This is a genomic window from Streptomyces krungchingensis (assembly GCF_054729265.1).
In genome coordinates this window covers 4,783,574-4,805,015 of the sequence record NZ_JBPUKY010000001.1, presented here as the reverse complement: position 1 = coordinate 4,805,015, position 21,442 = coordinate 4,783,574, and the positions used below count along the sequence as shown (strand labels likewise).

General features: G+C 72.2%; 15 protein-coding genes and 1 tRNA gene. 5 read left to right on the top strand and 11 right to left on the bottom strand.

Annotated features, from left to right (window positions below):
* Window positions 1-295 precede the first annotated feature (295 nt).
* A complete protein-coding gene (gene ppc / locus ACSYGO_RS21100; RefSeq protein WP_426677751.1) occupies window positions 296-3,028 on the top strand; it encodes a phosphoenolpyruvate carboxylase in 2,733 nt (910 codons plus the stop codon).
* Between the two features lie 72 nt (window positions 3,029-3,100).
* Here ppc and ACSYGO_RS21095 read toward each other — a convergent pair whose 3' ends face one another.
* From ACSYGO_RS21095 to ACSYGO_RS21070, 6 genes are all read right to left on the bottom strand, one after another.
* Window positions 3,101-3,598, bottom strand: a complete 498-nt coding sequence (locus ACSYGO_RS21095; RefSeq protein WP_426677752.1) for a hypothetical protein — start codon at window positions 3,596-3,598, stop codon at window positions 3,101-3,103.
* 196 nt (window positions 3,599-3,794) lie between these two features.
* On the bottom strand, window positions 3,795-4,406 hold the full coding sequence (gene pth, locus ACSYGO_RS21090) for an aminoacyl-tRNA hydrolase (RefSeq protein ID WP_460387239.1): 612 nt from the start codon (window positions 4,404-4,406) through the stop codon (window positions 3,795-3,797).
* Between the two features lie 130 nt (window positions 4,407-4,536).
* Window positions 4,537-5,136: a 50S ribosomal protein L25/general stress protein Ctc gene (locus tag ACSYGO_RS21085; RefSeq protein ID WP_426677753.1), complete on the bottom strand. Its 600-nt coding sequence runs from the start codon at window positions 5,134-5,136 to the stop codon at window positions 4,537-4,539.
* 217 nt (window positions 5,137-5,353) lie between these two features.
* Window positions 5,354-6,328: a ribose-phosphate diphosphokinase gene (locus tag ACSYGO_RS21080; RefSeq protein ID WP_345649643.1), complete on the bottom strand. Its 975-nt coding sequence runs from the start codon at window positions 6,326-6,328 to the stop codon at window positions 5,354-5,356.
* Window positions 6,329-6,450: 122 nt separating this feature from the next.
* A complete protein-coding gene (glmU, locus tag ACSYGO_RS21075; RefSeq protein ID WP_426677754.1) occupies window positions 6,451-7,899 on the bottom strand; it encodes a bifunctional UDP-N-acetylglucosamine diphosphorylase/glucosamine-1-phosphate N-acetyltransferase GlmU in 1,449 nt (482 codons plus the stop codon).
* A gap of 139 nt (window positions 7,900-8,038) precedes the next feature.
* Window positions 8,039-8,109 (bottom strand) — tRNA-Gln (locus ACSYGO_RS21070).
* Window positions 8,110-8,505: 396 nt separating this feature from the next.
* Between ACSYGO_RS21070 and ACSYGO_RS21065 the strand changes: the two genes are divergently transcribed.
* Window positions 8,506-9,834 (top strand): sensor histidine kinase, encoded by a 1,329-nt coding sequence (locus ACSYGO_RS21065; RefSeq protein WP_426677755.1) that lies wholly within the window; start codon window positions 8,506-8,508, stop codon window positions 9,832-9,834.
* 754 nt (window positions 9,835-10,588) lie between these two features.
* On the opposite strand, the gene ACSYGO_RS21060 is transcribed toward ACSYGO_RS21065, so the two are convergent.
* Window positions 10,589-11,080, bottom strand: a complete 492-nt coding sequence (locus ACSYGO_RS21060; protein WP_460387238.1) for an SUKH-3 domain-containing protein — start codon at window positions 11,078-11,080, stop codon at window positions 10,589-10,591.
* A gap of 67 nt (window positions 11,081-11,147) precedes the next feature.
* A complete protein-coding gene (locus ACSYGO_RS21055) occupies window positions 11,148-11,651 on the bottom strand; it encodes a YwqJ-related putative deaminase (protein ID WP_345649631.1) in 504 nt (167 codons plus the stop codon).
* A 229-nt stretch (window positions 11,652-11,880) separates the two neighbouring features.
* Between ACSYGO_RS21055 and ACSYGO_RS21050 the strand changes: the two genes are divergently transcribed.
* The 3 genes from ACSYGO_RS21050 (at window position 11,881) to ACSYGO_RS21040 (ending at window position 16,828) form a co-directional block, all read left to right on the top strand.
* The gene (locus ACSYGO_RS21050) at window positions 11,881-12,876 is read left to right on the top strand and encodes an SMI1/KNR4 family protein (RefSeq protein WP_426677757.1); all 996 of its coding nucleotides are present in this window, start codon (window positions 11,881-11,883) and stop codon (window positions 12,874-12,876) included.
* Window positions 12,877-12,883: 7 nt separating this feature from the next.
* Window positions 12,884-15,640, top strand: a complete 2,757-nt coding sequence (locus tag ACSYGO_RS21045) for an SUKH-4 family immunity protein (protein WP_460387237.1) — start codon at window positions 12,884-12,886, stop codon at window positions 15,638-15,640.
* A gap of 300 nt (window positions 15,641-15,940) precedes the next feature.
* The gene (locus tag ACSYGO_RS21040; protein WP_460387236.1) at window positions 15,941-16,828 is read left to right on the top strand and encodes a cellulose-binding protein; all 888 of its coding nucleotides are present in this window, start codon (window positions 15,941-15,943) and stop codon (window positions 16,826-16,828) included.
* 175 nt (window positions 16,829-17,003) lie between these two features.
* On the opposite strand, the gene ACSYGO_RS21035 is transcribed toward ACSYGO_RS21040, so the two are convergent.
* The 3 genes from ACSYGO_RS21035 to ACSYGO_RS21025 all read right to left on the bottom strand — a co-directional run bounded on the left by ACSYGO_RS21035 (window position 17,004) and on the right by ACSYGO_RS21025 (window position 21,196).
* The gene (locus ACSYGO_RS21035; protein WP_426677760.1) at window positions 17,004-18,638 is read right to left on the bottom strand and encodes a sodium/solute symporter; all 1,635 of its coding nucleotides are present in this window, start codon (window positions 18,636-18,638) and stop codon (window positions 17,004-17,006) included.
* A complete protein-coding gene (locus ACSYGO_RS21030; RefSeq protein WP_460387235.1) occupies window positions 18,635-19,237 on the bottom strand; it encodes a DUF485 domain-containing protein in 603 nt (200 codons plus the stop codon). The genes ACSYGO_RS21035 and ACSYGO_RS21030 overlap by 4 nt, the downstream gene beginning before the upstream one ends.
* Window positions 19,238-19,684: 447 nt before the next feature.
* Window positions 19,685-21,196 carry an MFS transporter gene (locus ACSYGO_RS21025; RefSeq protein ID WP_460389746.1) on the bottom strand — a complete coding sequence of 504 codons (1,512 nt, stop codon included), beginning with the start codon at window positions 21,194-21,196 and terminating at the stop codon, window positions 19,685-19,687.
* Window positions 21,197-21,442: the final 246 nt, after the last annotated feature.

Below are 21,442 nucleotides of genomic sequence, written 5' to 3'. Positions count from 1 at the left end.
CGGCATCCGAGAGTCCCCCCGCCGTCTGACGGGAGTCCCTACGGTTGCGTAACCTACGGCGTCGTAAGTATGGCAGCGCGTAGCCCGGCGGCAAGAGCCCGTGAGCCTGCGCGTCCGCATGGACACCTATCCTTGGAGTCGGTCGGACAGCGCGGTCCGTTCTGTTTTCTTCCCGGATGCCACGTCCCTAAGCGGCACCCGCCGCGCGGTCGCCACCCGGGTTCCCTCCCAGACGAGCTTCGAACGAGATTCCCCACTCTTCAGACGAGCTTCAACACTGCAAGGAGCCGCACCTGTGAGCAGTGCCGACGACCAGACCACGACGACCAGCAGCGAGCTGCGCGCCGACATCCGCCGACTGGGTGACCTCCTCGGTGAGACGCTCGTCCGCCAGGAAGGCCCCGAGCTGCTGGAACTGGTCGAAAAGGTCCGCCGACTGACCCGCGAGGACGGCGAGGCCGCCGCCGAGCTGCTGCGCGGCACCGAACTGGAGACCGCGGCCAAGCTGGTCCGCGCCTTCTCGACCTACTTCCACCTCGCCAACGTCACCGAGCAGGTCCACCGAGGCCGCGAGCTGGGCGCCAGGCGGGCCGCCGAGGGCGGGCTCCTCGCCCGCACGGCCGACCGGCTCAAGGACGCCGACCCCGAGCACCTGAGGCAGACCGTCAAGAACCTCAACGTGCGCCCGGTCTTCACCGCCCACCCCACCGAGGCGGCGCGCCGCTCCGTCCTGAACAAGCTGCGCCGCATCGCGGCCCTCCTGGAAACCCCGGTCATCGAGTCCGACCGCCGCCGTTACGACATCCGGCTGGCCGAGAACATCGACCTGGTGTGGCAGACCGACGAGCTGCGCGTGGTCCGCCCGGAACCCGCCGACGAGGCCCGCAACGCGATCTACTACCTCGACGAGCTCCACGCGGGCGCCGTCGGCGACGTCCTGGAGGACCTCACCTCCGAGCTGGAGCGCGTCGGCGTCGTCCTCCCGGACGAGACCCGGCCCCTCACCTTCGGCACCTGGATCGGCGGCGACCGCGACGGCAACCCGAACGTCACCCCCGCCGTCACCTGGGACGTCCTGATCCTCCAGCACGAGCACGGCATCAACGACGCCCTCGACCTCATCGACGAGCTGCGCGGCTTCCTGTCGAACTCCATCCGCTACACCGGCGCCACCGAGGAGCTCCTGGACTCCCTGCGGAGCGACCTCGAACTCCTCCCGGAGATCAGCCCCCGCTACAAGCGCCTCAACGCCGAGGAGCCCTACCGCCTCAAGGCCACCTGCATCCGGCAGAAGCTGGAGAACACCAAGCAGCGCCTCGCCAAGGGCACCGCGCACGAGCCGGGCCGCGACTACCTCGGCACCGCCGAGCTGCTGCGCGACCTCACCCTCATCCAGACCTCGCTGCGCGAGCACCGCGGCGGCCTGTTCGCCGACGGCCGGATGAACCGCACCATCCGCACCCTCGCCGCCTTCGGCCTCCAGCTCGCCACCATGGACGTGCGCGAGCACGCGGACGCCCACCACCACGCGCTCGGCCAGCTCTTCGACCGCCTCGGCGAGGAGTCCTGGCGCTACGCCGACATGCCGCGCGACTACCGCGCCAAGCTGCTCGCCAAGGAGCTCAGGTCCCGGCGCCCGCTCGCCCCGACCCCCGCGCCGCTCGACGCCGCCGGGCAGAAGACCCTCGGCGTCTTCGAGACGGTCAGGAAGGCCCTGGAGATCTTCGGCCCCGAGGTCATCGAGTCGTACATCATCTCGATGTGCCAGGGCGCCGACGACGTGTTCGCCGCCACCGTCCTCGCCCGCGAGGCCGGACTGCTCGACCTGCACGCCGGCTGGGCGAAGATCGGCATCGTGCCGCTGCTGGAGACCACCGACGAGCTCAAGGCCGCCGACACCATCCTGGAGGACATGCTCTCCGACCCGTCCTACCGCCGTCTGGTGGCGCTGCGCGGGGACGTCCAGGAGGTCATGCTCGGCTACTCCGACTCCTCGAAGTTCGGCGGCATCACCACCTCGCAGTGGGAGATCCACCGCGCCCAGCGCCGGCTGCGCGACGTCGCCCACCGTTACGGCGTACGGCTGCGGCTCTTCCACGGCCGCGGCGGCACCGTCGGCCGCGGCGGCGGCCCCTCGCACGACGCGATCCTCGCGCAGCCCTGGGGCACCCTGGAGGGCGAGATCAAGGTGACCGAGCAGGGTGAGGTCATCTCCGACAAGTACCTCGTGCCCTCGCTGGCCCGCGAGAACCTGGAACTCACCGTCGCAGCGACCCTCCAGGCGTCCGCCCTGCACACCGCGCCGCGCCAGTCCGACGAGGCCCTCGCCCGCTGGGACGCGGCGATGGACGTCGTCTCCGACGCCGCCCACTCCGCCTACCGCAAGTTCGTCGAGGACCCCGACCTGCCGACGTACTTCCTCGCCTCCACGCCGGTCGACCAGCTCGCCGACCTGCACCTGGGCTCGCGGCCCTCCCGCCGCCCCGGCTCGGGCGTCTCGCTCGACGGACTGCGCGCCATCCCGTGGGTCTTCGGCTGGACCCAGTCCCGGCAGATCGTGCCCGGCTGGTTCGGCGTCGGCTCCGGCCTCAAGGCACTGCGCGAGGCGGGCCTCGACACCGTGCTCGACGAGATGCACGAGCAGTGGCACTTCTTCCGGAACTTCCTCTCGAACGTCGAGATGACCCTCGCGAAGACCGACCTGCGGATCGCCCGCCACTACGTCGACACCCTCGTCCCCGACGAGCTCAAGCACGTGTTCGCCGTCATCGAGGCCGAGCACGAGCTGACCGTGCGCGAGGTGCTGCGCATCACCGGCGGCGAGAAGCTGCTCGACACCAACCCGGTGCTCCAGCAGACCTTCTCCATCCGCGACGCCTACCTCGACCCGATCTCCTACCTCCAGGTCGCGCTGCTCAAGCGACAGCGCGACGAGGCGGCGGCCGGCGAGGAGCCGGACCCGCTGCTGTCGAGGGCGCTGCTCCTGACCGTCAACGGTGTCGCGGCGGGCCTGCGCAACACCGGCTGACCGCACCCGTGCACGAAGGGCGTCCCCACGCGCGCGTGGGGACGCCCTTCGGCGTGCACAGGAGTTCGGCGTTCACAGGAGGAGGAAGGTGACCGTCAGCAGGGCGACGCCCGTGCCCGCCATCGCCCACGCCGCACGCGTCAGACGCAGACCGCCCGCGACCACGACCGAGGCGAGCAGCAGCGCACCCGCGAGCGGCACCCAGGAGTAGAGGAGCCCGGCGGGGCCGCTGCGGACGACGTCGTCGCTGCCCGGCTTCACGGTGACCGTGTACGTCCGGCCCTTCCGCACCGCGACCGACTGGTCGATCGTCACGTGCGCGCGAGCCCTCGAACCCGCCGACACCGGCGTGTACGGCCCCGAACAGCGCCCGTCCGAGCACGTCCGCACGACCATCGTGCCCTGCTCCCGGCCCTTGCCGAGCATCACGTGCTGAGCGGTGCCCCAGGAGGCCCACACGCCCGCGACGAGGATCAGCCCGGCGACCGTGCCCATCGCCGCGAGCCGCCCGAACCGCAGCGCGGCGAACGCGCTCTGACTGGAGGTGACGGCAGGCATGGCGGGGATCATTGGCCATGGCTGCGCGCCCGGTCAACTCCGGTGGGGGACAAGTCGGCAGTTGTGCGCGTACATCGGCCGCTCGCGCCGACCGGTGCGCGGGGTCCGGCGGTCCGGCGCGTGAGCGGTCCGGCGGTCCGGCGCGCGAGCGTGCCGTCCGGGCGCCCGCGGGGGCCCGGCCGGGCCCGCGCCCGAGGCCCGCGCCCGCTCAGGAGTTGTACGTGCCCTGCGCCCGCTCCAGGCCCTCGATCACCAGGCACTCCGCGGCGTCCGCCGCGCGGTCCACGAAGTAGTCGAGCTCCTTGCGCTCCGCCGACGCGAAGTCCTTCAGCACGAAGTCCGCGACCTGCATACGGCCCGGCGGCCGGCCGATCCCGAAGCGCACCCGGTGATAGTCCGGCCCCATCGCCTTCGTCATCGACTTCAGCCCGTTGTGGCCGTTGTCGCCGCCGCCCAGCTTGAGGCGCAGCACTCCGTAGTCGATGTCCAGTTCGTCGTGGACGGCGACGATGTTCGCCACCGGCACCTTGTAGAACTCGCGCAGCGCGTTCACCGGGCCACCGGACAGATTCATGTACGACATCGGCTTCGCCAGCACCACCCGGCGGTTCGCCGGTCCCGGCGGGCCGATGCGCCCCTCGATCACCTGCGCCTGGGCCTTCCCGGCCCGCTTGAACTTCCCGCCGATCCGCTCCGCCAGCAGATCGGCCACCATGAATCCCACGTTGTGGCGGTTCATGGCGTACTCGGGGCCGGGATTGCCGAGGCCCACGATCAGCCAGGGGGCATTGGCGTCGGTCGTCACGTCCGTGTCTCCCATGTGTCCTTGATACGCGCCGGGTCCCGGCGACGGATACCCGGCGGGTCCTGCCGGCGCGCCGTGCTCTCGATACGCGGCAGCCGCCGCTCCGTGAAGGAGCGGCGGCTGACGGAAGAGATCCCGGCGGGGATCAGGCCTCGGCGCCGGCCTCGGCGGCGGCCTCTTCCTCGCCCTCGGCGGCGGGCTCCTCGGCCTGCGCGGCCAGGACCTGGAGGACGACCGCGTCCTCGTCGATCGCCAGCGTGGTGCCCTTGGGCAGCGTGATGTCCTTGGCGTGGATGGAGGCACCGGCCTCCAGGCCCTCGACGGAGACCGTGACCGACTCCGGGATGTGGGTCGCCTCGGCCTCGACCGGCAGGGTGTTGAGCACGTGCTCGAGCAGGTTGCCGCCCGCGGCCAGCTCGCCCTCGGCGTGCACCGGGATCTCGACGGTGACCTTCTCGCCGCGCTTCACGAGCAGCAGGTCGACGTGCTCGAGGAAGCCCTTGACGGCGTCGCGCTGGACGGCCTTCGGGATCGCGAGCTCGGTCTTGCCCTCGATGTCCAGGGACAGCAGGACGTTCGGGGTGCGCAGCGCGAGCAGCAGCTCGTGGCCCGGCAGCGTCACGTGGATGGGGTCGGTGCCGTGACCGTAGACGACACCGGGAACCTTGTTCTCGCGGCGGACGCGGCGGGCGGCGCCCTTGCCGAACTCGGTGCGGGTCTCGGCGGTGAGCTTGACCTCGGACATCTTCACTCCTCGTAGATCTCGGGGATGGGGTCACCCGGCCAAACCATCGGCCTGCTACGAAGAGCGCGTCGATAACGGACCGCCGTGTCCGCATCTGAACGCGGAACGGCCTCCCTCGCCGAGCAACTGTGACAGCTTACGCGGCGGGGAGGCCGTATCCGAAATCGATCTCGGCGGACCGGGGCCGGCCCGGTCCGTCGACCGGTGCGGGCGAGGCCTACTGCTCCTCGAACAGGCTCGTCACCGAGCCGTCCTCGAACACCTCACGCACCGCGTTCGCGATCGTCGGCGCGATCGAGAGGACCGTGATCTTGTCGAGCTCCAGCTCGCCCGGGGTGGGCAGGGTGTCCGTGAAGACGAACTCGCTGACCTTGGAGTTCTTCAGGCGGTCGGCCGCCGGACCGGACAGCACGCCGTGCGTGGCCGTCACGATGACGTCCTCGGCGCCGTGCGCGAACAGCGCGTCCGCGGCGGCGCAGATGGTGCCGCCGGTGTCGATCATGTCGTCGACCAGGACACAGACGCGGCCCTTCACGTCACCGACGACCTCGTGCACGGTGACCTGGTTCGCGACGTCCTTGTCACGGCGCTTGTGCACGATCGCCAGCGGCGCGTCCAGACGGTCGCACCAGCGGTCGGCGACCCGTACCCGGCCGGCGTCCGGCGAGACGACCGTGAGCTTCGACCGGTCGACCTTGGCGCCCACGTAGTCCGCGAGGATCGGCAGCGCGAACAGGTGGTCCACCGGGCCGTCGAAGAAGCCCTGGATCTGGTCGGTGTGCAGGTCGACCGTGAGGATGCGGTCCGCGCCCGCCGTCTTCATCAGGTCCGCGATCAGACGCGCCGAGATGGGTTCACGTCCGCGGTGCTTCTTGTCCTGCCGCGCGTAACCGTAGAAGGGCACGATCACGGTGATGCTCCGCGCGGAAGCCCGCTTGAGAGCGTCGATCATGATCAGCTGTTCCATGATCCACTTGTTGATCGGAGCCGTGTGGCTCTGCATCAGGAAGCAGTCGGCGCCGCGGGCGGACTCCTGGTAGCGGATGTAGATCTCGCCGTTCGCGAAGTCGAAGGCCTTCGTCGGGACGACCCCGACACCCAGCTGGTGGGCGACCTCCTCGGCAAGCTCGGGGTGGGCGCGGCCGGAGAAGAACATCATCTTCTTCTCGCCGGTCGTCTTGATCCCGGTCACAGCACTGTCTCCTCAGAGGTGTCTCAGCTGGGTGATGAGAGGTGGTCTCAGCTGGGGATGCGGGTGCACGGTGCGGATGTGCACTTATCACGGTACGCCGTGTCAGACGTGCCTGTTTCCGGTCAGGCTTCGCCGTCCTGCTCCCGGGAGGCCGCCTCGGCCGCCTTCGCGGCCGCGCTTCCCGGACGCTTGCGGGCCACCCAACCCTCGATATTCCGCTGCTGGCCACGGGCCACGGCCAGTGAACCGGGCGGCACGTCCTTCGTGATCACCGAGCCCGCCGCGGTGTACGCGCCGTCCCCGACCGTGACGGGAGCCACAAACATGTTGTCCGAACCGGTGCGGCAGTGCGAGCCCACCGTCGTGTGGTGTTTGTCCTTTCCGTCATAGTTCACGAAGACGCTGGCGGCGCCGATGTTCGAGTACTCGCCGATCGTCGCGTCCCCCACGTACGACAGGTGCGGCACCTTGGTGCCCTCGCCGATCGAGGAGTTCTTCGTCTCGACGTACGTGCCCACCTTGGCCTTCGGGCCCAGGCGCGTGCCCGGCCGGAGGTAGGCGAACGGGCCGACCGAGGCCTGCGGGCCGACCTCCGCGCCGTTCGCCACCGTGGTGTCGACGCGGGCTCCCGCGCCCACCGTGGTGTCCGTCAGGCGGCAGTTGGGGCCGACCTCGGCGCCCTCGCCCAGGTGCGTCGCGCCCTGGAGCTGCGTGCCCGGGTGCACGATCGCGTCCTGCTCGAACGTGACCGTGACGTCCACCCACGTCGTCGCCGGGTCGACGACGGTCACCCCGGCGAGCATCGCCTCGGTGAGCAGCCGGTCGTTGAGGATCCGGCGCGCCTCGGCCAGCTGTACGCGGTTGTTGATGCCGGCGATCTCCCGGTGGTCGCCGGCCACGGCCGCCCCCACGCGGTGCCCCGCCTCGCGCAGGATCCCCAGGACGTCGGTCAGGTACTCCTCGCCCTGGCTGTTGTCCGTGCGCACCTTGCCGAGCGCGTCCGCGAGGAGCTGCCCGTCGAACGCGAACACCCCGGAGTTGATCTCGCGGATCGCCCGCTGCGACTCGCTCGCGTCCTTGTGCTCCACGATCGCGGTGACCGCGCCGCTCGCGCCGTCCCGCACGATGCGGCCGTAACCGGTGGCGTCCGGGACCTCCGCGGTCAGCACGGTGACCGCGTTGCCGTCCGCGCTGTGGGTGGCGGCGAGCTCGCGCAGCGTCCGGCCGCTCAGCAGCGGGGTGTCGCCGCAGACCACGACGACGGTGCCGTCCACCTGGCCGCCCAGCTCCTCCAGACCCATCCGCACGGCGTGCCCGGTGCCGTTCTGCTCGGCCTGCACCGCCGTCCGTACGGCGGAGTCGGTCCCGGCGAGGTGCGCGGTGACCTTCTCGCGTGCGTGGCCCACCACGACGACCAGATTCTCGGGCTCCAACTCGCGGGCCGCGGCGAGTACATGACCCACCAGGGAACGGCCGCACAGTTCGTGCAGGACCTTGGGTGTGGCCGACTTCATACGGGTGCCCTCACCCGCTGCGAGGACGACGACGGCTGCCGGGCGATTGGCGCTCACGGGACTGCCCTTCGGCTTCGGATGACTGCGGGGTCTTGGGGGTCTTCGGGGGGTGTGGACATCCGCAGGATACCGGGGCGTATCAGGGGCGACATGGGAGTGGGCCCTGACGATGCTGTCAGGGCCCACTCCGTGCGAGCTCCCGGGGAAGGAATCGAACCCTCATTCAATGGACCAAAACCATTTGTCCTGCCATTAGACGACCCGGGATGGATCGCGCGCCATGTCCGTATTGGTTGATCGGCGCAGTGCGCGGACAACACTATGCCGTACCGGGCGCCTTCGGTGCGACGGTGCGAGTGCGCGCTTCGGCGAACTTCGGCGAACTTCCGTGAACTTCGGCGAGTGGGCGGTCCGGCTTCGGTGAGCGGGGTCCGGCTCGGGCTGACGGTCCGGCTCGGGTGGGCTGATGGTCCGGCCTGGCGGGAGGGAGTACCCGGGGCATACCGGCCGGGCGGAATGTGGCGTTCCGTGGTCGAACGGTGATCGATTCAGCAGTTCGAGGGATAACGGGGAGTTTCGCTTCTGTTCGATTTCACGGTGTGGTGTAGGCCAGTAGCCGAAACTCACCGGAAAAGGGGCGGGGCGCGCCCGTAGGCTGGAGACATGACCACGACGGGGGAAGAGCACACCACGGCCGGGACCGGGCCGTGGTGGTGGGTCAGGTGGCGCAGCGCGGTGCTCGACGGAGGCCTCGCGCTGGCGTCGGCGGCCGAGTGCGCGGGAGAAGGAGTCCGGTTCGCGAACGACGCGGGACTGCCCGTTCCGGTGGGAGTCGCGTTCGGGGCGATCGCCGGGTCGGTGCTGCTGCTGCGGCGGAAGTGGCCGATCGCCGTCGTCCTCGTGTCCATCGCCATCACACCCGCCCAGATGGGGTTCCTGATGGGACTCGTCGGGCTGTACACGCTCGCCGCGTCCGAGCTGCCGCGGCGCATCATCGGGGCGCTGGCGGGGATGTCCTTCGCCGGCATGCTCATCGTCACGTTCGTGCGCGCCCACCAGGGCGTGGTGCGCGGCGACGTGACCATGGGGGACTGGTTCGTCCCCTTCATCTCCATCACGACCGCCATTGGCATGACCGCTCCGCCCGTGCTCCTCGGGCTCTACGTGGGGGCGCGGCGCAGGCTCATGGAGAGCCTGCGGGAGCGGGCGGACTCGCTGGAGCGGGAGCTCCAGCTGCTCGCCGAGCGGGCCGAGGAGCGGGCCGAGTGGGCCCGCAACGAGGAGCGGACGCGGATCGCGCGGGACATGCACGACGTGGTCGCGCACCGGGTGTCCCTGATGGTCGTGCACGCCGCCGCCCTCCAGGCCGTGGCCCGCAAGGATCCGGAGAAGGCCGTGAAGAACGCGGCGCTCGTCGGGGACATGGGGCGGCAGGCGCTGACCGAGCTGCGCGAGATGCTCGGTGTGCTGCGGACCGGGGAGGGGACGGACACGCGGGCCTCGTCCGCGGCGGTGCCGCCCGCACCCTCCGTGCCGCTCGCGGCGGTGGGGGCGGCGGCCGCGGCCGCGGCGTCGCGGGCCGCCGACGACTCCGTGGACGGGCCCTGTCTCGCCGAGCTGGACGAGCTCGTCGGGCAGTCGGCCGCGGCGGGGATGGTGGTCGAGCTGTCGGTGCACGGGGACGTACGGGACTACGCGCCCGCGGTGGAGCAGACCGCTTATCGCGTGGTGCAGGAGGCGCTGACGAACGTGCACAAGCACGCGGCGGGCGCGAAGACGCACGTCCGGCTCGCCCACCGGGTCTCGGAGATCGCCATGCAGGTGGAGAACGAGTGCCCGCCGGAGCCGGGGGACGTGTCGTCCGTGCGGCTGCCCAGCGGGGGGAACGGGCTGCTGGGGATGAAGGAGCGGGTGGCCGCTCTGGGGGGTGTGTTCGTGTCGGGGCCCACGGATGCGGGCGGGTTCCGGGTGTCGGCGGTCATCCCGGCCTAGGCGTCGGGCCCGCCGGGCCGGGCTGTTTCGCCTCCGGCGCGGGGGGTGGGGCTCGGCTCTGGTCCGGTGGGGCTGGCCTCGCCGTCTGTCCGGTGGCCGTTTCGCCGTCTGTCCGGTGGGTGGGTCGCGCCTTCGGTTCGGTGGGTGGGTCGCGCCCTTCGGTCCGGTGGGTCGGTGCCGGTCCGGTGGGTGGGTCGCCGCCGGTGCGGTGGGTGGGTTGCCGCCGGTCCGGTGGGTGGGTCGCGCCTTCGGTTCGGTGGGTGGGTCGGGTCCGTGCCGGTGATCCGCCCGTTGCAGCCGTCGTGTGGTCCGGTGGTTCAGTGCGGTGGGGTCGTGTTGCCGTCCGCAACGGGCATGTGATGCACCGGCACGGCCCCTTCTGTGACAGGGCGAGTGCGGGTGCGTGCAACGTGGGTTCCCGCCACATCCCACCTGTGCGGCACCGTGTGCCCGCTCCGCCCGCTCCGCGGAGTTCCCTTCCGGTGCTGGCCCCGGCCCGCCCCGCCCCGCCTCGCGGCGGTTCCCTTCCGGCGCTGGGCCCTGGCCCGTCCGGCGGCGGTTCTCTTCTGGCCCCGGCCCGTCCGGCGGCGGTTCCCTTCCGGCGCTGGCTCCCGGCCCGTCCCGTCTTGAGGGCAGAGAGCCACCTCTCAGCCCGTCCCGCGTTTGAGGACGAGGCCGTTCAGGCCGAACGGGGGTGCGGGGGCGGAGCCCCCGGGGGTTCGGGTCGGGTAGGGGCGGAGGGGGCGAAGGACGGTTAGACGGCCGTCAGGCGGGTGGGTTCCGTGCCGGAGAGCAGGGCGGTGAGGGCGGTGTCGATGTCGGGGCCGAGGTACCAGTCCCCGGTGTGGTCGAGGGTATAGACACGGCCCTCCGCGTCGATGGCGAGCAGGGCACGCGAGTCGGCCTCCTCACCCAGCGGGCACACCTCGGTGTCCAGGGCCCGCCCGAGGTCACCGAGCGTGCGCGCCATGTGGAGCCCGTGCAGCGGGTCGAGATGCAGCGCGGCCGGGGCGAGCTGCCGCCCCGGCCCCGACGCGGCGACCCGCAGGCCCCCGAACTCTGCCCAAGCCTCCACCGCGGCCGGGAACACGGTGTGCCGGTGCCCGGCGGGCGACTCATGCCCGCGCAGCGCGTCGGCCCAGTACTCGGCCTGCTTTATGTCCCAGCGTCCGGGCTGCCACCCCGCGGAGCGGAGCGCGGCGTCCACGGGGACGGAGAAGCGTGTGGAGGAGCGGTCGGCGTGCATCTGCCCTTCGTTCGTCGAGGGTCGGGACATCGGCGTGCGGGGACGCCGTCGTACGGGGTGGCGGAGTTCACTCGTCCGGTGTCGTCGGGTCGACGATGCGGACGCCGAAGTGGTCGCTGAGCGCCGTGCAGGAACGGCAGGGCTCGGCGAAGCTGCCGTGCAGCGGGTCGCCGTCCTCCCGGATGCGCCGGGCGGTGAGCTTGGCCTGCTTGAGCGCCTTGCGTGCCTCGCCGTTGGTCATCGGTTTACGTGCCGCGCGTTTGCTGCGGGTGGCGTCGATGGACGCGATGTGCCGGGAGATGAGGATCGCCTCGGCGCAGCGGCCGGTGTAACGGTCGCGTTGGGCGCTCGTGAGGGTGTCGAGGAAGTCCTGGACGAGGGGATGCAGCGCGGGCGGCTGGTCGCCGCGGGCCGCCGTGCCGGTGAGAGTGGCGCCGCGCACGGAGAGCGCGGCGGCGACGGTGGGGAGTATTCCGTCGCGGCGGTGCAGGAGGGCGGGGGCCTGAGGCGCCTCGGCGCTGCTCCAGCCGACCCGAGGGTCCCCGGACGTGCCCGTATGCGTCGCGTTCATGATCGTTCTTCCCTCCCATGCATCCCCCGGTGCGGAGACAGACTGCCAAATGGCGTGGCGGGTGCGGAAGCTGGGGCGGTGCGACACGCCCGGGCTTCGTCGTACGGTCACGGCGGGGTGACGGCAGGTCACGGAACCGGAGGCCCGGTGACCGGTGTCGTACAACCGCATAGGCTGTCGACATCCGCGATCCATCCAGCTACTGAGAACGCCGCAGGGGGCAACCGCCATGACGACAGGTCGGCTCGGGCAGCAAGCCGCGCCGCCGAACGCGGCCTACGCCGGGCAGGTCGTGCATTTCCCGGACCCGGTCCGGGCCGCTCGCCATCCCAGAGGTGTTCGGGTCGACGCGCACGGCTACCCCGACTTCTCGCTCTACGCGCGTGCCGCGGCGGAGATCGCCGAGCCCCCGGAGGGCTTCGGCGTCGACGAGTTGCGGCTGACGGACTACGTGTCGGCGAACGCCGCGCTGGCCGCGACCGGCCACGACCTGTGGGACACGATCCCGGCGGTGGCCACCCCGCACGGCTGGACCTGGCACCACGTGGTGGGCACCCGGCGGCTCGAACTCGTGCCGGTCGAGGTCAAGGCGCTGCTGCGGCACCACGGCGGCATCGCGACCGCCATGGTCGACCACGACAAGCGGGGCACCCGGCCGTTGCAGGAGACCCGTCCCGCGCACTTCGGACTGCCGAAGTCGTCGGTGGCGGTGACCGAACAGCAGGTGCTGGGTGTCGAGGAGGACCTCGGCTACCGCCTGCCGGGCGCCTACCGGTCCTTCCTGAAGGCGGCGGGCGGCTGCGCGCCGGTGGGTGCCGCGCTCGACGCGGAGCTCGGACTGCTGGTGGACCAGCCGTTCTTCACGGTGCGCGACGAGGCCGCGGTCAACGACCTCGTCTACGTCAACAAATGCCTGCGCGACCATCTGACCAAGGACTACCTGGGCGTCGGTTTCGTGCAGGGCGGCCTGCTGGCGGTGAAGGTGAAGGGCGAGGGGCTCGGCTCGGTCTGGTTCTGCGCGTACGACGACGCCCGCGACCAGGACGCCTGGCCGCCGGCCGAGCGTGTGCAGCGGCTGCTGCTGCGGTGCGGTGACGACTTCGACCACTTCCTGTCCCGGCTCGCCGGCAATCCGCCGGAGCTCCGGACGGTGGCGAACCTGATGGTGGACGGCGGTTTCGCACGCGCCGTGCCCGTCTCTTCAGTGTCTTCGGTGGGGGAGTGAACGTCCGATGGTGACCTTCGCGCAGGCGCAGGAGCGCGCGGAAGAGTGGATCAACGGGGACGTGGCCGCGTACCAGCACCGTGAGGTGCGGGTACGGGAGTTCGAACTCGGCTTCGTGGTGTGGGGCGAGGACCGCGCCGACGGCCCGCGCTCCGACGGGGGAGCGCAGCGGCTGGTCATCGCGCGGGACAGCGGTGAGGCGACGCTGTGGCCCGCGCTGCCGGTGGGAGAGGTCATCCGCCGGTTCGAGGAGGAGTACGGGGTGACGGACGCCTCCCCGGAGCCGGCACCGGCGCCTCCGGCCCGGGTCGACCTGAACCAGACGTCGTTCCTGCTGAGCCCGCCGGAGTGGCTGCAGGAAGCCGCGGACAAGCTGGGTATTCCGGACCGGCGTTCGGGGTCCGACGGGTCCGGGCGCTCCGAACGTTCCGAGCGGTCCGACGGGGCGGGGGGCCGGCCGGCCGCCGCTTCCGCGCCCGGTGCGCCGTCGACGCCGGGTGCGGGGACGCCGTGGCCCGCCGCGGCGGCCGACGAGCCTGCCCCGCCGCGGGACGCCGTGCCGGCGGGTGCGCCGGCCGACGCGACGCCGTGGGCCGGGACCGACACCAACGCCGATGCCGGGGACGACCGTTCCGTACCGCTGCCGGCGACCGTGTTCGCGCCGCCGCTGACCGACGTCGACGTTCCCGACACCCCGCCGCCCGGGGTGACGTCGGACGCCAAGACCGCCCTGATGTCCGGGGGCAGCCAACTCCCGCGTACCGCCGTGTCACCCGCGGTCGGCGACCCCGACTCGGCCGCGCCGTCCGGTGCTTCGCGGGGCGGCCAGGGCGCACCGCAGGGCACGCCTTTGCCGACCGCGCCCTCCTACGGTCATCCGCAGGGACCGGGGACACCGCCGCCGGGCGCGCCGCAGGGAGCGGCCGTTCCCGGTACGCCGCCGCCCGGCGCACCGCAGGCCGCGGGTGTCCCGCCCACGCCTCCGCCCGCCGCGCCGTCGCGGCCCCTGCCGCCCAACGCCGGTGACATCGCGGACGCCGCCACCAGCAAGGCGTCGCCGCCCGCCCGCGGGGCACGGGGCGGTGGCGCGAGCACGCCGCATCCGCCGAGCGCCCCCGGCGTGCCGGGCGCGCGTCCCGGGGCCGCACCTCCGGCGTCCGGGCCGGGTGCCCCGGGGACCCCGGCGGGCGGGTACGTGCCGACGCAGCTCGTGTCGCAGCTCGGCCCCGACGGCCCCGAGGGGCCCGCTGGTCCTGCTGGGGCGCCCGCCGCTCCTGGTGCTCCGGGGCAGCCGGGTGTTCCCGGTGTGCCGCAGGCGCCGGGTGGTACGCCTCCGGGTGGGGTGCACCATGCGGCGACGATGCTTGCCGGTCCTTCTGTGGGTGGTCCGGGTGCGCCGCAGCCGCCTGGTGCGCCTGGTGTTCCGGGTGCTCCGGGGCAGCCGGGTGTTCCTGGTGTGCCGCAGGCGCCGGGTGGTACGCCTCCGGGTGGGGTGCATCACGCGGCGACGATGCTTGCCGGTCCTTCTGTGGGCGGTCCGGGTGCGCCGCAGCCGCCTGGTGCGCCTGGTGTTCCGGGTGCTCCGGGGCAGCCGGGTGTTCCTGGTGCGCCGCAGGCGCCGGGTGGTACGCCTCCGGGCGGGGTGCACCATGCGGCGACGATGCTCGCGGGTCCGTCCGTCGGCGGTCCCGGCGCGCCGCAGCCCCCGCAGGCCCCCGGGATGCCCCCGGGCGCCCCGCAGCCCCTGCCCGGCCAGCAGCCTCCGGCGTACGGCTACCCCCAGGCGGGGCAGCCGACCGTCGGCCCCGGCTATCAGGCCGTGCTGCGCTACCGCGCGCAGGACGGCTCCGAGCAGCAGCTGATCAGGCGTTCCGCGCCTGGTACGCCGCACCCGGAGTGGCAGATCCTGCACGAGCTGCGCGCGATGAACGTGCCGCCGCAGCAAGTGCTCGAACTGCACACGGAGTTGGAGTCGTGCGAGCTGCCGGGCGCGTACTGCGCGCGGATGATCCGGGAGAGCTGGCCGCAGGCGCGGATCACGAGCATCGCGCCGTACGGCACCGATCACGCGAGCCGGCAGCAGGGCATGCACCAACTCCTCGCGCACCAGGGTGAGTTGCACCAGGTCGCGGACGGTCCCGCGCGCCCGGCGCCGGTGCGGGCGCCGATCCCGCCGGTGCAGCCCGCGCCGCCGGTCCCGCCGGAGGCGATCGGGCAGGAACTGGCGGCGGCGTTCGGGCCGGGCGTGTTCCGCTTCGACCAGGCCGCCGTGTCGCGGCAGGGCGTGCCGAACATCGTCGCGCACACCCTCGTCGTGGCCGGACTACCGGTCGACATGGGCCCGTTCTTCTGGGCGCAGGCCCAGCCGGGCCGCCCGGTGCCCACCCTCGCCGAGCTGGCGCAGGAGCGCGGGGTGCAGCCGGCCGCGGACGCGGGCTCGTACCTCGTCATGGGCAGCGACTTCGGCAAGGCGATCTGTGTCCAGTACGGCACGGCGAACATCGTCGCGGTGCCGGTGGAGGCCGGACCGGGTGGCGCTCCCGTCCCGCCGCAGTTCGTGAACAGCGGACTGCCCGAGTTCGCGCGCTGCCTCGCCCTGCTCGGCCGCATGTGGCGGCTGCGCTTCGGCCTCAACCAGGAGCAGGCGGGCCGCTGGACCGTGGACTTCCAGGCCCAGCTCGCCTCCCTCGACCCGGCGGCCCTCGGTTCGCCGGAGAGCTGGTGGTCGGTGCTGCTGGAGCAGATGTGGGACGGCCTGTTGTAGTCCGTCGGGGGTACGGGCGCGTACGCGTCCGCCCCGCGTGATCGAGGCGTCCGACCCGTTCGACGGGTCGGGCGCCTTCGTCGTTCCCGGCCGAACAGGGCTGCGCGGGGCGCCTGATGACAGCAGAGCTTCTGTTTTTGACCTCGAAGAGCTCATCTCCGACCGAATGGGTGGGCGGAGTGTCGCGTTATGAACACTTCCGTGCGATCCATCAAGATGTCCGCGAAATCAATGATGTGCGCGAAATCTGCATTCCGGGACCGTCGTCCCGGGTGCTCCGGGCGGAGAAGGGGTCCAAGGATGAGCAGCGCACCGGGGTCGCCGCACGGCTTCAAGGCCGTACGGGGGCGTGGTTACCGTCCCGACCAGGTCGACGCCTACGCGACGGCCCTCTCCCGCGACCGCGACGCCGCCTGGGAGCGTGCCGCCCGGCTGACCGTGCTGGCCAAGGAGATGGACGCGGAGGCCGAACGGCTGCGGCAGACCGTGGCAGGGCTCGCCCCGCAGACGTACGAGACGCTCGGGGAGGGCGCGCGCCGGATCTTCGAACTCGGCACGGAGGAAGCCGGGACCTTGCGGGAGAACGCGCGCGGCGTAGCCAGGCAGCTCCTCGACGACGCGGAGGCGGCGGGCCGTCAGGTGGACGAGGCCGCGCAGGCGTACGCCGACGAGGTGCGCCGTGCCGCCGAGGAGTACGCCGGGGAGCGGCTCCTCGCCGCCCGAGCGGAGGCCGACGAGGTCCGGATCTCCACGCGGCGCGGCATCAAGGAGAGCCGCGGCGAGGCGTTGGCCGCGCTGCGCGAGGTGCGGCAGCGCACGCAGGAACTGCTCGCCGAGCAGGAGGAGGTGCACGCCGAGCGCTGGGCCGAGGCCGAACGGGAGGCCGTCGGGCAGGAGGCCGAACTCGACGCCCGGCACGTCGAACTCGTCGTGCGCGCCGAGGCCGCGCTGTCCGAGGCGGTGCGGGAGTTCGCCGAGGCCGAGGAGTGTGCTCGGCACCGGCAGGAGGACGCCGCGGGGCGGGCCGCGGAGGTGCTCGCCGAGGCGCGGGTGAGTGAGGAGCAGGTCGCCCGGGAGACCGAGCGGGTGCTGCGGGAGCACCGGGAGCGGTGGGAGGACGTGCGGGCGCAGATGGACCAGGTGCAGACGAGTCTGACGTCTCTGACGGGGCGGGCCCCGGCGGAGTAGCCCCCCGAGGGGGGGGGCCGCTGTCCACCGGGGTTGCCCGCTCCGCGGTGTGGTGCTTCTCCGCTCCGCGGGGCGGTGCTCCCCGGCTCCGCCGGGTGGTGCTTCCCCGCTCCGCGGGGATACTTCGCCGCTCCGCGGCGGGGTTGCCCACCCGCCCACCCGTCTCGGTCGGGTGTCAGGTTCGCCTGCGTACCGCTCCTGCCAGGATCCAGCCCTCCACCGCTTCGTACTGGCGGCGTTGTTCGTCGGACTTCCTCCGGCCGGAGACCACCGTGCCGAGCCAGCCGTAGGCGAAGCCCAGGGGGATGGAGACGATGCCCGTCGTGGTGAACGGGAACCAGTTGAAGTCGACGCCGGGGAACGCGGAGGTGGGGGAGCCGGAGACGAGGTTGGTGCCCGGCATGAGGACGAGGACGGTGAGGGTGCCGCCGATGAGGGTGGCCAGCAGGCCCGCTCGGGTGTAGCGGCGCCAGAACAGGCTGTAGACCAGGGCGGGCGCGATCGCGGAGGCGCCGAGGCAGAACGACAGCGTGATCAGGGGCTGAAGGCTGTGGTGCTGGACGAGCGTGGCGAGCAGGATGGCCCCCGCGCCGACCGCGAGGGCGGACAGGCGGGCCAGGAGCATCTCGTGACGCGGTGACATCTCGTCGTCGTGGCGGCGGGTGCGGAAGAGCCCGCCGCGTGCGAACACGTCGTGGGCGAGGGAGTTGGCGCAGGCCAGGATCATCCCGGCGACGGAGGCGAGCAGGGTCAGGAAGATCGCCGCGGTGACCGTGGTGAACAGGAGGGTCTCCGCCGTCGACACGTCGGGGCCGAACGCCGCCCGGGAGCCGAGGAGATAGGCCGTGTTGCCCTGCGGGTCTGCGGCGGCGATCACCTTGCGGCCGATCAGCGCGGTGGCGCCGAAGCCGATGACGCTGATGACGACGACGAACAGGGCGACGCAGGTCACGGCCCAGGACATCGAGCGGCGTACCTGCCGGGCGCTGTTCGCGGTGTACATCCGCATGGTGATGTGGGGCAGGCAGGCTCCGCCGAGGACGACGGTCAGCTCCGAGGTGATCATGTCCAGGCCGGGGCTCGCGCCGCCCGCGAACTGCAGGCCGGAGCGCAGGAACGCGGAGCCGACGCCGCTGTTGTGGCCGGCCGCGGCCAGCAGGGCTCCGGGGCTCCAGTCGAAGCGGTGCAGGATGAGGGCGGCGACGACGGCGCCCGATCCGAGCAGCATCACGATCTTCATGATCTGGATGAGGGCGGTGCCCTTCATTCCGCCGATCGCCGCGTAGCTGATCATCAGTGCGCCGAGTCCGATGACGCAGCCGGTCTTCAGGGAGTCGTTGGAGAAGCCGAGGATGAAGGCGAGCAGATCACCGGCGCCGGCGAGCTGGACCAGCATCAGAGGGAGCAGCGCGATCAGGGTCACCGCGCACGCGGTCATGCGGACCGCGCGGCCGGGCATGCGGCGTGCGAGCGCGTCGCCCATGGTGAACCGGCCCGCGTTGCGCAGCGGTTCGGCCAGCAGGAACATCAGCAGCATCAGGGAGAGCGCGGTGCTCAGGGCGAGGACGACACCGTCGTAGCCGGTGAGCGCGATGATGCCGCTGGTGCCGAGGACGGTGGCGGCGGAGATGTAGTCACCGGCGATGGCGAGTCCGTTGCGCATCGGCGACATCGACCCGTATCCGGTGTAGAACTCGTCGAGGTCGTCGCGGTCGGGTCCGGTCATCACGCACAGCAGGAGCGTGACGGTGGCCACCGAGGTGAACGCGACGAGCGACATGGCCTGTGCGGAACTGCTGAAGCCGGTCATCGGGCTGCCTCCCGCCGCGCGTCCAGTTCGGTCTGCTTGCGGATCCGGTCGGCGATCGGGTCGACGGTCCGGCGGGCCGTGTACTCGTACAGTCCGATGGCCAGGCAGGTGACGGGGACCTGGAGCAGCCCGAGGAGCAGTCCGGTCGACAGTCCGCCGGAGACCGTGTTCGTCATCAGGGACGGGGCGAACGCGGACAGCGTGAGGAAGAGGACGAAGTAGCCGAGCGCGGTCAGGGTCGCCACGCGCCGCTGCCAGCGGTAGGCGCCGCGCAGCAGTCTGATGTCGCTGTGGTGTCCCAGAGCCTGACGGCGCGGCATGCGCCGGGGTTCGGGTGCGGGCTTGGGCGGCGGTGGCTGCCAGGGGTAGGTGACGTGGGCGGGGGAGACGCTGTTCGGGTGCGGTGCGTGCTGCGGTTGCGGTGCGTGCTGCGGGTACTGCGGGTACTGCGGGGACGGTGGCTGTGCGGCGGGCTGTGCGGTGGGCGGCTGGGCGGACCGGGGCCGTTGGTGGCGGGGCTGGTACGGGGGCTCGGCCGGTGTGGGGAACGGCCGTGGGTGAGGCGGCTGGTACTCGGGGGACGAGAACGCGTCTGGCATCCCGTTTCTCCTTGCGTGGCTCGGGTCCGGTGCGGACCGCAGGGAGCTGGGGGGTGAGCAGCGCACGCTACTCGCAGGTATCCCGGATGCGCTGCACTTTCATCAAACTGAGCGGTCGGTATGCGCTTACTTCGGTGACCTGGGGTGTTACCCGCGTTTACAGGGGTGTGAGTGTCTGGACTCGGGGTACACGAGGGCACCGCTGATGCCCGTGTTGCCGCTGGTGGGAGCGGATGTCGCCCCCCCCGCGCGGCCCGGTCGGGGAACCAAGTCGCCCGCGCCGTAACGATGGTGTGTGCCCCGGGCCGGTGTTGTGTCCGCCGGTCCGCCGGTCCGACGGTCCGCCGTGTCGCGTGGACCGGCCGACTGGCCGACCGGCCGTGCGGGCGGATCGCGGCCCGCGTGCACTGCGCACCGGCCGTCCGCGGGAGCGGATCGCGGCGGTCCTCACTCCGCGGGAGGCTTCAGCACCGGGAAGCGGCGCGGTGCGACGAACAGCAGGACCAGGAAGGCGAGGGCGGCGGCACAGGCCGCGCCCAGGTAGACGGCGTGCACGGCGTCGGCGACCGCGTGCCGCAGGTGTTCGGCGGGCGCGCCCGAGTCCAGCGCGCGGGTCACCGAGTCGAGGTCGCCCGCGCCGCCGAGCCGCGCGGCGAGCACCCCGTTGGCGACGGCGCCGAACAGGGCGGCGCCCACGGTCTGTCCGGTCTGCCGGCAGAAGAGGACGGAGGCGGTCGTCGTCCCGCGTTCGGACCAGCCGACGGTCGACTGGACGCCGATGATCAGCGGCAGCTGGAACAGGCCCAGGGCGCCGCCGAGGAGCAGCATGAGGAGCGCGGGCTGCCACGGCTCGCCCGGATAGGGCAGGAAGGGGAAGGCGAGCAGCAGCAGGGTCGCCGTGCCGATGCCGAGCATCGCGGTGTTGCGGAACCCGATGCGCCGGTAGACGTGCTGGCTGAGCGCCGCGGACACCGGCCAGCTCAGCGTCCACACGGAGAGCACGAAGCCCGCGGCGATCGGGGCGAGCCCGAGGACGGCCTGCGCGTAGGTGGGCAGGAAGACGGTGGGCGCGACCATGAGCAGGCCCAGGGCGCCGAGGGCCAGGTTCACCGCGGCGATGGTGCGCCGGCGCCACACCCAGCCCGGGATGATGGGTTCGGCGGCGCGCCGCTCGACGGCGACGACGACGGCGATCAGGGCGAGGCCGGCGGCGAACAGGGCCAGGGAGGGCGCGGACAGCCAGTCCCAGGCGACACCGCCCTGCACCAGCGCGGTGAGCAGGACGCCGCCGCACGCGAAGACGGCGAGGGCGCCCGCCCAGTCGATGCGGGGGCGTCGCGCGATGTCCCGTTCGCGTGTCGGTTCGTGCAGGTGACGGACGATCAGCCACAGGGCGAGTGCGCCGATCGGCAGGTTGACGAGGAAGATCCACCGCCAGTCGGCGTAGGCCGCGAGGACTCCGCCCAGCGCGGGCCCGGCGACCGCCGAGGTCGCCCACACGGTGGACAGCTTCGCCTGGATCCTGGGACGTTCCTGGAGCGGGTAGAGGTCGGCGGCGAGCGTCTGCACGGTGCCCTGGAGGGCCCCGCCGCCCAGACCCTGCACGATGCGGAACGCGATGAGCGCGCCCATGTTCCAGGCGGTGGCGCACAACAGGGAGCCCGCCAGGAAGAGGACGGAGCCCGCGACGAGGACGGGTTTGCGGCCGAAGGTGTCGGAGAGCTTGCCGTAGACGGGCAGCGTGACCGTCACGGCGAGCAGGTAGCCGGAGAACAGCCAGGAGAACACGGAGAAGCCGCCGAGGTCGGCGACGATCTGCGGGACCGCCGTGGAGATGATGGTGGAGTCGAGCGCGGCCAGCGCCATCGCCAGCATCAGGGCGGCGACCACGGCGCGGCGCCCGCGCGTTCCGTTTCCCGCTGCGCCGGCCGGCGTGCCCGCGGGCCGTGCGGCCGGTATCTGCGTCTCTCCCTGGCCCACCCGGATTCCTTTCCCCCTGCATCCATCCGCCCCGGACAGCTTCCCACTTGACCCTCACGTCGCGGGAGGGTGGACGCTGACTGGGCCCGAGGGTGGATCTGACCCCGAGAAACAGTCCACCGAAGGGTGGAGAGCCCCTAGGGGTACCTCCGTACCAGGGGTCGGGGAGGGTTCGTACCGGCGGAGGACGAGACGGGCGGGGACGCCTCCTTAACCTGGCTTTAC